Consider the following 11,836-nt stretch of genomic DNA (forward strand, 5'->3'; position numbering starts at 1 on the left):
TCGAGCGGCGGCTTGCTGTAGTGGTGACGCTTGAGCAACTCGACGACGTTCAGGCTGGCGATGACTTCATCGCGATCAGGCTGCAACTTGTCCCAGCTGTTGGCTGCGAATGTGGTGCCCGACACCGGCAACAGGCCGATACCGATGAATAGAGCGAGGGCGGTGCTGGGGAGCAGATGCTTCATGCTGATTCGACGCGGGGACAATTGATAACGCATATTAGGCCGTCTTTGAAGTCGCCGGTTCTTTGAGAGCCGGTCGCATAATGCAAAAAGCCCGGCGCTACAGCTTCGGGCTCAGTCCAGACTCACTATGGAGGCAGTGTGAAGGCATTGCAAGGCGTTGAAGGTCAAGTGGCATGGGTTGAAGAGCCGAGTCCTACATGTGATGTAGGACAAGTCCGCATCCGTGTGGCGGCAGCCGGCCTCAATCGCGCCGATTTATTACAGAAGGCAGGGCTTTATCCGCCGCCGCCCGGGGCCAGCCAAGTGCTCGGTCTTGAGTGCTCAGGGGTGATCAGCGAGGTCGGTGCGGGCTCGTCCTGGCAGGTCGGCGATCGGGTTTGCGCCTTACTGGCCGGGGGCGGCATGGCCGAAGAAGTGGTCGTCGACGGACGGCATGTGCTGCCGGTGCCCGAGGGTGTTTCGCTGATCGAGGCGGCGGCATTGCCTGAGGTGTACGCCACCGTCTGGCTGAATGTGTTTCAACTTGCAGCGCTGAAACCCGGTGAGAAAATTCTCCTGCACGCCGGCGCAAGTGGAATCGGTTCAGCGGCCATTCAGCTGTGCAAGGCGTTTGGTAACCCGTGCTGGGTCAGCGTCGGCTCCGCCGAGCGCCTGGCTTACTGCGAAACACTGGGTGCCCAGGGCGGCGTGGTGCGTACCGATGATCTGGAGAGCCTGCGCGACTTCGGACCGTTTGATGTGATTCTCGACCCGGTAGGCGGCAATTATCCAGCATTGAACCTCAAGCTGATGGCGCTGGACGGGCGTTGGGTGTTGATCGGGTTGATGGGCGGGCGTGAGGCGAAACTGGATCTGGCGCAGGTGTTGGCCAAGCGCGTGCAACTGCTGGGTTCGACGCTGCGCAGCCGTGACGATCAGTTCAAGGCTGATCTGCTCAGCGATCTGGGCCAGCATGTCTGGCCGCTGTTTGCCGAGGGTCGCTTGCGTGCGCAACTGGCCAGAGCGTTTGCGGTGAAGGATGCCGAAGTGGCGTTTGCCGCGTTGGCGAGCAATACGGTGGCGGGCAAGCTGGTGTTGGTGATTGACGACAATCTGAGCTGACAATGCCAAACCCCTGTCGGAGCGGGCTTGCTCGCGAAGGCGTCGTGTCAGTCAACATCGATGTTGAATGAACAATCGCCTTCGCGAGCAAACCCGCTCCCACATTTGGATCTTCGGTCATTTCCAGAGATGGATCGGCCAGCCGGATTTTTCCGCGTGCTCAAGCAGTACCGGATCCGGATTGACCACGTGCGGAAAATCCACCTTCAGCAACAGCGGCAGGTCATTGCGCGAATCTGAATAGAAACTCGCGCCTTCGAGGTTTTCTTCTTCGGCATCGAGCCATTCCAGCAAACGGGTGATTTTGCCCTCACGGTAAGTCAGGGTTCCAACAGTGTTGCCGCTGTACACGCCATGGGCGACTTCCAGTTCGATGGCCAATATCTCGTCAATGCCCAGGCGATCGGCAATTGGCCGCACCAGGTGGGTGCCCGAGGCCGAAATCACCAGAATCCGGTCGCCAGCCTTGCGGTGGGCAGCGATGGTTTTGGTGGCGTCGCTGAAGATGATCGGTTCGATGAAGTCTTCAACCCAAGGCCCGACCAGGTGCTCGACTTCTTCCGGCGTGCGGCCGATCAGCGGTTCGAGACTGAAGTCCATGTACTCTTCCATCCGCAATTTGCCGTGGCTGTACGCGTCCATCAGCTCGTTGTTGCGGCGCATGAACGACTCGGGATCGACCCAGCCCAGGCGCCCCATCTGCTCGCTCCATAGAGTGGCGCAGTCGCCGTGAATCAAGGTTTCGTCCAGATCAAAAATTGCCAGGGCCATCAGTGCAGTTCTCTCTTCAACGTCAGCAAAGTCATCAGGCTACCTCACACAAGGCCGTCGGATCGATGGAAAGTGCCAGGCGTTGTCCGTCGGGGTGCAGATCGGCGGCGGAACGGTTGAGCACATCGACCACCAGTTCCACGCCGCGTGCTTCGACGCGATAACGAATGACATTGCCGAGCAGGCTGTGGCTGCGGATCTGCGCGTCGAGTTCGCCGTCGAGGCTCAGTTCGATGGCTTCAGGGCGGATGGCGATGCGATGGTTGATTGGCCGCTGCAACAGCTTTGAGGCAGCATCGGCGTCGAGCAGGTTGTAGTTGCCAATGAAGCCAGCGGCGAATACATCGACTGGCGCGGTATAGAGGGTTTCGGCGTCGCCGCTCTGGACGATCCTTCCTTGATTCATCAGGAAAATCCGATCGGACATGGTCAGCGCTTCTTCCTGATCATGGGTGACGAAGATCGTGGTCAGGCCAAGTTCACGCTGAATCTGGCGAATCTGCTCGCGCAGGTGTTTGCGAATCCGCGCGTCGAGGGCCGACAGCGGCTCGTCCAGCAGCAACAGGCGCGGGCGTGTCACCAGCGAACGGGCAAGGGCAACACGTTGGCATTGACCACCGGAAAGCTGATGCGGGTAGCGGCTGGCGAAGTCGTGCAGTTCAACCAGTTTCAACACTTCAGAGACGCGTTTGTGGCTGTCATCGGCGTTGACCTTTTGCATGCGCAGGCCGAAGGCGACGTTCTGTTCGACGGTCATGTTGGGGAATAGCGCGTAACTCTGAAAGACCATGCCGATCCCGCGTTTCTGCGGACTCAACGGCACGATGTCGACGCCGTCGAGGAGGATCTGGCCGCCATCCACCGGGGTCAGCCCGGCAATGCACCTCAGCAGAGTCGACTTGCCGCACCCGGACGGGCCGAGCAGGGTGACAAACTCGCCTTTGTTGATTTCGCAATCAATGTCGCTGAACACCGTGGTGCCGGCATAACTCTTCTGCAGGTGTTGGACGCTGACGTAGCTCATTCGCTTTTGTCCTTGTTCAAGATGTTGGCGATCCAGGTCAGGACCAGCACGAAAAAGAAGTAGGAAATGACCAGCGCACTGGTGAAGTGACCGCTGCTGTTGCGCATGTTGTTCAGATAAACCTGCAGGGTTTCGTAGCGCGTGCCGACCAGAATATTGGCGAATACGAACTCACCGAAGAGGAACGAGAACGACAGCAGCAGCGCCACCATCAGCCCCTTGCGCAGGTTCGGCAATACCACCAGAAACGCCGCTTGAAAGGTGCTCGCGCCGAGCAATTGCGCAGCATCCATCAGGTCGCGCAGATTGATCGCTTGCAGGTTATTGGTGATCGCGCGGTACATGAACGGCAGCGCGACGGTGAAGTAGCAGCCGATCAGAATCCACGGCGTGCCGACCATCGCCATCGGCCCGGAACCGTAGAGCTGCAACAGCCCCACCGAGGACACCACCGGCGGTACCGCGAAGGGCAGCAGGATCAGGATATTCATCAGTGCATCGAGTTTCGGAAAGTAGTAATGCACGACGAACAGCAGCGGCAGGATGAGCACGACAGACAGCACCAGGGCGCCGACACAGACGATCAGCGACTGACCGAATGCGTGCAGAAAGCGCGGATCGCTCCACAGCTGGATGTACCACTTGAAGGTAAAGCCACTGGGCAGAATCGTTGCCGACCAACTGCTGGCGATCGAATAGACCAGCGTGCCCAGCAGTGGCAGCAACAGGATCGCGAACAGCAGATAGACCACGACGCGGTGGTAGAGGCCGGCCGGGCCGGATTCAGCGCGAGACATGGTAGCTCCTCTTCAACAGCAATTGATGCACAACGGTGACGATGGTCATCAACGCTACAAGTACCACGGCCAATGCGCTGGCCAGGTTGGGGTCGAGGGAAATGTCGCCGGAAACCATGGCCGCGATACGAATCGGCAGAACGTTGAAATTGCCGGTGGTCAGCGCGTAAACCGTGGCGTAGGCACCGAGGGCGTTGGCCAGCAGGATCACGAAAGTGCCGAGTAGCGCCGGGGTCAACACCGGTAGACCGATGTGCCGCCAGAACTGCCAGCCATTGGCGCCGAGCAACGCGGCGGACTCGCGCCAGTCTTCACGCAGGGCGTCGAAGGCCGGGTAAAGCAGCAGCACGCCGAGGGGAATCTGGAAATAGGTGTAAAGAATGATCAGACCGGTTTTCGAATACAGGTTGAAATCCTGAATGATCCCCGACTGCTTCAACATGATCGTGATGCTGCCGTTGAAACCGAGCAGGATGATGAAGGCGAATGCCAGCGGCACGCCGGCGAAGTTGCTGGTCATGTTGGCGAAGGCATTGACGAAGTTGCGCAGTTTCGTGTCGACCCGGTGCAGAGAGTACGCACCGAGTACGGCGATCAGGATGCCGAACACACTCGACCAGAAACTGATCTCAAGGCTGTACTGGATCGCCTGCCGGTAGAATTTCGATCCGAAGATTTTGCTGAAGTTGGCCAGGCCCCAACCGGATTCTTCCGATTGCAGGCTGTTGATCATCACCCAGACCAGTGGGGCGATTTCGAAGACGATGAAGAACAGCGCGAATGGCACCAGACACAGCGCCGCCAGCCATTTGCCGCGAATCGTGGAATTCACTTGAACAACTCCCGGCATACAGGTTTGTCGTGGGGCACGCCGAGCAGTTCGCAGACCGTGCCGCAGAGCTCGGTCTGTTTTGGTGTGGCGTCCGGGTTCAGGCTGAACGCATCGCCGAGGACGAACAGCGGTACCTGACGCTCTTCCGCCAGCAGGCCGTTGTGCGAGCGATCGTTGTTCATGCCGTGGTCGGCTGTTACCAGTATTTGGTAACCAGCGTCGAGCCAGCTCTGCAGATAGTCGGCGAGAATGATGTCCGCCGAGCGCGCGCTGTTGCGATATTGCGAACTGTCCAGGCCGTGCTTGTGCCCGGCGTCGTCGATATTCATCGGGTGGATCAGGAGAAAGTTCGGTGCATGACGCAGGCGTAGACTCTCGGCGTCGGCAAACAGGTGCGAGTCCGGGTAATGGTCGTTCCAGTAGAAATGCCCGTGCTGGATCGGCAACGACGGATCGTTGGTGTGGCGGTCGCGCGCAGCCACGAACGGTGAGCGGTTATACAATTCGCTGACCCAGTGATATGCCGCAGCGGCGGTTTTCAGACCGGCATCGCGGGCGTAGTGATAAATGCTGCGCTGGTTGGACAAGCGCGACACGTTGTTATGGACGATGCCGCTATTGATCGGCGAAACGCCGGTGAGAATGCATTCGTAAAGCGGTCGGGACAGCGCCGGCAGTTCGCACTCCAGTTGATAGAGCGCCGCGCGTCCTGCGCCAACATAAGCCTGCAGATGCCCCAAGGCGTGACGCGCAACCTCGTAGTTGAGGCCGTCGAGCACGACAAGGATGACGTTGTGCTTCATAGGGGCAAGAACTCCGAAAACAAATCTGGAACCAATCTGTGTAGGAGCTGCCGGAGGCTGCGATCTTTTGATGTTGCTTTTAAAGGGCAAGATCAAAAGATCGCAGCCTCCAGCAGCTCCTACAGATGAACGATTACTTCATTTCGACAATGACTTCTTCGTTCCACTGCTGCGGCAGGGCTTTGGAAGTTTTTTCCCAGGCGTCGGCATCCTTGACCGGCGTGACCTTCTTGTACTGCTCGTTCGGCAGCAGCTGGGCTTTCACGTCTTCCGGCAGTTGCAGGTGTTCGGCGCGGATCGGCCGAGCGTTGCCGCGGGCGAGGTTGGTCTGGCCTGCGTCGCTGAAGATGTATTCGCGGGCCAGCTTGGCGGCGTTGGGGTTTTTCGCGTACTTGTTGATGATCGTGGTGTAGCCGGAAATCACCGAACCGTCGGACGGGATCAGCACCACGTAGTCATCCGGGTTGGCCATCTTGGCCTTGTAGCTCAGGCCGTTGAAATCCCAGACCACGCCGACTTCGATCTCGCCTTTTTCCATGGTGGCGATGGTCGGGTTGGCCATCGACAGGCGCCCCTGTTTGGCGAGGTCGGCGAACAGCAGCAGGGCAGGTTTGATGTTCTTCTCGTCACCGCCGTTGGCCAATGCCGCAGCGAGGACACCGTTGGCGGCCTGGGCGGCGGTGCTTACGTCGCCGATGGAAACCTTGTACTTGCCGGTTTTCAGGTCAGCCCATTTGGTCGGCACGTCGGAGCCGTTCAGCAGCTTCTTGTTAACGATGAAGGCGATGGTGCCGGTGTAGGCCAGTGCCCAGTTGCCGTCCTTGTCTTTGGCCCAGTCCGGAACCTGATCCCAGGTGCTTGGCTTGTACGGTTGCACCACGCCTTGCTTGACCGCGATCGGGCCGAAGGCGGCACCGACGTCGCCGATGTCGGCGGTGGCGTTGTCTTTTTCGGCGGCGAACTTGGCGATTTCCTGGGCCGAGCTCATGTCGGTGTCGATGTGCTTCAAGCCGTAATTCGCAGCCAGGTCATCCCAAGTGCCTTTCCAGTTGGCCCAGTTGTCGGGCATGCCGACACTGTTCACGGCACCTTCCGCTCTTGCCGCGGCTTCGAGGGTTTTCAGATCGGTGTCGGCCGCCATCGCGGCGGTGCACATAGCAATGGTCGAGCCTAACAGTGTTGCCAGGAAAAGCTGTTTCATTCCGAAGCTCCTTGGTGGTGTTCAACGCTGCGATTGGATTGTGTTGGTCTAGGTCAGCAATACCTGAGCCAATTTAGTCAGGCTGGATGACACTTTGATGTCTAAGGCCTTATGGCAGGTCTTTTTTCTGCCCGGGATCGGCAGCTGCCAAACAAGCGTAGACCATGACGCGGGCCCGGCAGACAAAGGACTTGGCCGATGTATTGCAAGCCATGAACGCGACCGCTGGGTAGTTTTGTCATCTGTCGGTCATCTGCACTGCCTAGGCTTGCAACATGCGAAGGCGCTTCGAGCGGCGTTCGAATTTGCCCCGAAACAGTGCTGGTCTAGTCCAGATAGGTAACGTTGATGCGCGATGAGGCAACCAAAGCGGTGACAGCGATTGGCCAGGTGCTGCAGGAGCAGATCGATCATGCGTTGCTGGTGGCCGGGAGCAAATTGCCGGCCGAACGCAAGCTCAGCGAATTGTTCGGCACCACACGGATCACCGTGCGTGAGGCGTTGTTGCAACTTGAGGCGCAGGGGCAGATTTATCGTGAGGAGCGGCGCGGCTGGTTCGTGTCGCCGCCGCGTCTGGCTTACAACCTCATGCAGCGCAGTCACTTCCACGCCATGGTCAGTGCGCAGGGGCGTGAGCCGTCGACCGAGGTGATTTCAGCGCGGTTGCAGCCGGCTTCGGCGGCGGTGTGTGCGTGGTTGCAGTTGCCGGCGCTGTCGAGCGTGATTCAGATTTGCCGCTCGCGGCGGATTGACGGGCGCCTGGTGTTGTATGTGGAGCACTATTTGAATCCGCAGTTTTTTCCGGGGATTCTCGAGTTTGATTTGAATCAGTCGATCACTGAGTTGTATGCGCGGCATTACGATTTGCACTACGGGCGGGTGCGCTTCGAGATTGTGCCGACGGCGTTGTCGGTGGATGCGGCAGCGGCGTTACGGGTGTCGGTGGGGAGCCCGGGGTTGCGGATTGCGCGGGTCAATTATGATCAGCATGGGCGGTTGATTGATTGTGATCTGGAGTTCTGGCGCCATGATGCGATTCACGTGGGAGTTGATGTGGTTTGAGCTTCTGGTCGCTGCGCTCCCACGCCCCGATCAATCCCTGCGCTCAGCCTGCCGACGGGCTCCAGGACCAAAAGTGGAACTCGAGCTTGCGCTCATCGAATGTGAGAGCTGCCGAAGGCTCGGGCCGCGATCGGACGATCTGTTGATTTTGATTTCGCTGTTCTGTGGGAGCGAGCCTGCTCGCGAAAGCGCTCCCACAGTCACCCCCTATCTACTTGCCCACCCCCGCATTTCCATACAAATAATCCGTCGCCAGCGAAGCCAGTGTCCTCACCCCAACCACCAATGCCGACTCATCCACAAAGAAACCTGGATTGTGATTCGGCGCAGCCTTGCTCATGTCTTGATCCCTGGGGGTCACACCGAGAAACACAAACAGTCCCGGCGCCTCTTTGGCGAAGAACGAGAAATCTTCCGCCCCACCCACCAGCGGTCCCTGCACCACGTCATCCTTGGCCGCCCATTTCAATGTCGGCAGCATTTTCTCGGTCAGTGCCGGGTTGTTGATCGTCGGGTCATATTTTTCGATGATGGTGACGTCGGCTTTAGCGCCACCGCTTTCGGCGATTTTCTCGATGGTCTGGCGCACGTCGTTGTGCAGTTTCTGGCGGATGCCGTAGTCGTAGGAACGGATGGTCCCGGTCATGTCGAGTGATTCGGGGATGATGTTGTAGCGCGTGCCGCCGTTGATGGTGCCGATGCTGACCACCGACGGATACGAGGAAATGTCGGTGCGGCGACTGACCACGGTCTGCAGGCCGACGATGGTTTGCGCACCGACGGTGATCGGGTCAATGCCGTCCCAGGGACGGCCGGCGTGGGTTTGTTTGCCGTGAATCTTGATGCGCAGGTCGTCGGAGCTGGCCAGGGTCGGGCCGGGGCGGTAGGCGATCTGGCCGGCGGGGACGCCGGCCCAGACATGGAGGCCGAATACCGCATCGGGTTTCGGCGATTGCATCACGCCTTCTTCGACCATCATTTTTGCGCCCCAGGTGTTTTTGCCGTCGGGAATGAAGTCGCTCGGGCCTTCTTCAGCAGGCTGAAAGTAGAACACCACGGTGCCGGGCAGGGTGTCGCGCATGCCCGTCAGGATCTTTGCCGCGCTGAGCAGGATTGCGGTGTGGGCGTCGTGGCCGCAGGCGTGCATGACGTCGACTTCCTTGTCGAGATACATGCCTTTGGCTTTCGAAGCGAACGGCAAGTCGGAGACTTCCTTGACCGGCAGCGCGTCCATGTCGGCCCGCAGCGCCACGGTCGGACCGGGCAGCGCGCCTTTGAGAACCGCGACCACGCCGGTGCGGGCGACGCCGGTTTTCACTTCAAGACCCATGGCTTGCAGCTGTTTGGCGACCAGTTCAGAGGTGCGTTTCTCAGTGTTGCCGAGTTCTGGATGGGCGTGGAGATCGCGGCGGGTTTCCAGCAGTTGCGGTTCGAGCTTCTGCGCCTGCTCGGCGATTCGCGCGCGGGCGCTGTCCATTGTCGCGGCGCCGGCGTGGCTGGCGACCAGGGTGAGCAAAAGGGTCTGGGCAATACGCGTCAGTTGCATGGGCTTCTCCTTGATTATTGTTGTTGGGTTCCTTGCCTGTGACAAAGGCTTTGCACGCAAGTGCGATCGGGTCCGGAAAGCGCTATGCGCTCCGATAGATTTACGTTTGAGCATAAGTTATCAGCGAAAACTCCTACCGCTTTATCAGTTCCGTCCGGCGTGACAGATAAAACGCGGGCGATAACCATGTACCGCACCGCACAACATCTATGTCCATAAATTCCTCCAGGTGTTGGTCACGTTATTGGCTGTTTGAGGGTAACGGGTCAGTGCGACAAAACTAATGTCCATGGAGGATTTATAAATGCAGCGTAATGGAATAACGCTTCCGCCGATTGTTGTGCGTCCGGATAAACAAGACGAATATTTACATTATTTGGGTGCAGGAGACGGCTCGGGGCCAGGCATTAATTTTGCGCCGTTGGGTGAAATACTCGATATGGAAAGTATCTACAAAGATACTTCCAGAAAAATTGCTCAAGTCATCGAACATGAACTGGCAGAAGTACGGGCAGCAGGCGATCAAAGTGTATTGCCTCCTTTGGATGCGCTGGCGCGGGAGATGCGATTCAGGGATTCCCTGATCGCCAGAAAGTTTGGTGCGCTTCTTGTGGCCAAGGACGTGGCCATCGAACGTTTCGGCCACGCCCAGGTTGAAACCTTTTTCAACGGAGGTCGTTTACCGCAAGTCAATCGACGAAGCGGCAGCGTCAGCGTACGGCAGGCCTATAGCGCCTTGTTCAACGCCAAGTTAATGGTTGAAGGCATTGGCGTTTTGAACAGCCAGTCGGCCACGGTCAAGGGCATGATTGCCGTGGTGCAAGCGCAGGAAGCCGAGCGGATCGCTCAGGAGCAGGCGAGGTTGGCGGCGGAACACGCCCGGCAGGTTGCACAGGAACAGGCCCGCGTCGCTCAGGAGCAAGCGCGGCGGCTGGCCGAGGAGCTGGCGCGGCAGGCCGCCGCCAATGAACTCAGGCGGCTCGAAGAAGAGCAGGCCCGCTTGGCCGCTGAGGCGTTGGAGCGCAAGCGTGCCGAGGAACAGGCGGCGCTTGAGGCGGAAGCCGAAGCACGCAGGCTTGCTGAGGAAAAGCGCCGGCAGGACTCCTCCGGTGGGCACAGCAGCCTTTTGCGCTTTCAGGGCAATATCAGCCACGCCCAAGTGGTATTTGCGACGTCCGCTGGTGCGGTCGCGATCGCCGACAACCTGATGGCGGGTTTTGCCGCTTCGATTCGCTCGGCGGTGGCCGGTTTATCGGGGCTGGCTGCCGGCACGGCGTCCGGTCTGATGGTGGGGGTGAGTTCGTTTGTCTACTCGCCGGTGTTGGGTAATGGGGAATTGCCTGAACGCTTTCTGCTCAGCCTTCCACTGGCAGATCTGCTGCCCGGTCAACTGCCTGATCTGGACAGGCTGGCAAGCGAAAGAGCACGACTGAATCTGCCGGTACGTTTGAGCGCCCGGCCGCTGACGGGATCTCTCGCCGAACTGCTTGTCGTTCCGGTAGCGGGGACAAAACTGCCTTCCGGCGTCCGCGTGGTTGCAGCTGGTTTCAATGCAGGAAACAACACTTACAGCGCGACCCTCACTGACATCCCGCCGACAACCGCGGTCTGGACGCCCTCTGTAACGCCGGCAGACAGTTCAACGCTGTTCCCCATCGCGAATCCGGCCCCACCGCGATATACCGGCGGCAACCTCGTGCCGATTGAAGGACGGATCGACGCTCACCCAGGGCGGGGCAACATTCGTTTCGACGACTTCATTCTGGTCTTCCCACTGGAATCGGGTCTGCCACCGCAGTACGTCATGTTCCGGGATCGACGCAATGATCCAGGGGTGGCCAGTGGTCATGGAGCGCCGGTTGACGGTGGATGGCTGGAAGCGGCTACGCAAGGTGAGGGGGCGGCAATTCCCTCAAATATTGCAGATCAACTGCGAGGCAAGAATTTCAAGGATTTCAGGGCGTTCAGGGAGACTTTCTGGAAGGCGGTGAGCGCTGACGTTGAGCTGGCGATGTGGTTTGATCCAAATAGTCTCAGTGCAATGAGCAAAGGGCGGTCAGCGTTTGTGAGAGCGGGTGAGCGAGTCGGTAAACGAGTGAAATTTGAGCTGCACCACGTCTCATCGTTATCGGACGGTGGGCAGCTGTACGATATTGATAACCTGCGTTTGCTAACTCCGAAGCAGCATTTGGCAGTTCATAAGGGAGTCGAGTAATGAAAAAGTTAATGATTAGTGATATGTCCGAAGAGCAGTTTTTGCATTTTGTACAAAAGATATGTCAATCGGATTACGCGACTGAAAAGGGGCATACCTCAGCTGTTATGGAGTTTGAACGACTGAGCGAGCATCCAGCCCGTTCCGATTTAATCTACTACCCAGAATCGGGAAAAAGCGGTCCGGAAAATATTGTGGCGGAAGTAAAAAGGTGGCGGGCCGCCGAAGGAAAACCTGGTTTCAAAGCCGGATAAAACTAGCCCCCTATTGGTATTGCCTGCCAATAGGGGGCCATCTCA

11 protein-coding genes and 1 pseudogene are annotated in these 11,836 nt (G+C 58.6%); 4 read left to right on the top strand and 8 right to left on the bottom strand.

Annotation, left to right across the window (positions count from 1 at the left end; genetic code table 11):
* Positions 1–218, bottom strand: a pseudogene (locus tag ACIGDJ_RS26535) (tail-specific protease); the annotation flags it as partial.
* Between the two features lie 105 nt (positions 219–323).
* Here ACIGDJ_RS26535 and ACIGDJ_RS26540 point away from each other — a divergent pair.
* On the top strand, positions 324–1,286 hold the full coding sequence (locus tag ACIGDJ_RS26540; protein WP_397480044.1) for a zinc-binding dehydrogenase: 963 nt from the start codon (positions 324–326) through the stop codon (positions 1,284–1,286).
* Positions 1,287–1,403: 117 nt separating this feature from the next.
* Here the strand turns inward: ACIGDJ_RS26540 and ACIGDJ_RS26545 are convergent, their stop codons facing one another.
* From ACIGDJ_RS26545 to ACIGDJ_RS26570, 6 genes are all read right to left on the bottom strand, one after another.
* Entirely contained in the window at positions 1,404–2,057 is a 654-nt protein-coding gene (locus ACIGDJ_RS26545; protein ID WP_101157542.1) for an HAD family phosphatase, read from the bottom strand.
* Between the two features lie 34 nt (positions 2,058–2,091).
* Positions 2,092–3,081 (bottom strand): ABC transporter ATP-binding protein, encoded by a 990-nt coding sequence (locus tag ACIGDJ_RS26550; RefSeq protein ID WP_101157540.1) that lies wholly within the window; start codon positions 3,079–3,081, stop codon positions 2,092–2,094.
* Positions 3,078–3,878 carry an ABC transporter permease gene (locus tag ACIGDJ_RS26555; RefSeq protein WP_016773742.1) on the bottom strand — a complete coding sequence of 267 codons (801 nt, stop codon included), beginning with the start codon at positions 3,876–3,878 and terminating at the stop codon, positions 3,078–3,080. Before ACIGDJ_RS26555 ends, ACIGDJ_RS26550 begins: the two co-directional genes overlap by 4 nt.
* Positions 3,865–4,728, bottom strand: a complete 864-nt coding sequence (locus ACIGDJ_RS26560; RefSeq protein ID WP_178081157.1) for an ABC transporter permease subunit — start codon at positions 4,726–4,728, stop codon at positions 3,865–3,867. Before ACIGDJ_RS26560 ends, ACIGDJ_RS26555 begins: the two co-directional genes overlap by 14 nt.
* On the bottom strand, positions 4,707–5,513 hold the full coding sequence (locus tag ACIGDJ_RS26565) for an alkaline phosphatase family protein (RefSeq protein ID WP_397480043.1): 807 nt from the start codon (positions 5,511–5,513) through the stop codon (positions 4,707–4,709). The genes ACIGDJ_RS26560 and ACIGDJ_RS26565 overlap by 22 nt, the downstream gene beginning before the upstream one ends.
* 133 nt (positions 5,514–5,646) lie before the next feature.
* Positions 5,647–6,714 carry an ABC transporter substrate-binding protein gene (locus ACIGDJ_RS26570; RefSeq protein WP_101157534.1) on the bottom strand — a complete coding sequence of 356 codons (1,068 nt, stop codon included), beginning with the start codon at positions 6,712–6,714 and terminating at the stop codon, positions 5,647–5,649.
* Between the two features lie 348 nt (positions 6,715–7,062).
* Here ACIGDJ_RS26570 and phnR point away from each other — a divergent pair, with 348 nt between their 5' ends.
* Positions 7,063–7,776, top strand: coding sequence for a phosphonate utilization transcriptional regulator PhnR (phnR, locus tag ACIGDJ_RS26575; protein WP_101157532.1), 714 nt, complete (start codon positions 7,063–7,065; stop codon positions 7,774–7,776).
* 211 nt (positions 7,777–7,987) lie between these two features.
* On the opposite strand, the gene ACIGDJ_RS26580 is transcribed toward phnR, so the two are convergent.
* Positions 7,988–9,322, bottom strand: coding sequence for an amidohydrolase (locus ACIGDJ_RS26580; RefSeq protein WP_101157530.1), 1,335 nt, complete (start codon positions 9,320–9,322; stop codon positions 7,988–7,990).
* Between the two features lie 304 nt (positions 9,323–9,626).
* On the opposite strand from ACIGDJ_RS26580, the gene ACIGDJ_RS26585 reads away from it, so the two are divergent.
* Positions 9,627–11,537 carry an S-type pyocin domain-containing protein gene (locus ACIGDJ_RS26585; protein WP_397480042.1) on the top strand — a complete coding sequence of 637 codons (1,911 nt, stop codon included), beginning with the start codon at positions 9,627–9,629 and terminating at the stop codon, positions 11,535–11,537.
* Positions 11,537–11,791, top strand: coding sequence for a bacteriocin immunity protein (locus ACIGDJ_RS26590; protein WP_101157526.1), 255 nt, complete (start codon positions 11,537–11,539; stop codon positions 11,789–11,791). The genes ACIGDJ_RS26585 and ACIGDJ_RS26590 overlap by 1 nt, the downstream gene beginning before the upstream one ends.
* Positions 11,792–11,836: the final 45 nt, after the last annotated feature.

This window comes from Pseudomonas sp. NPDC079367, from assembly GCF_044542195.1.
In the GTDB taxonomy this organism is placed as follows: Bacteria; Pseudomonadota; Gammaproteobacteria; order Pseudomonadales; family Pseudomonadaceae; genus Aquipseudomonas.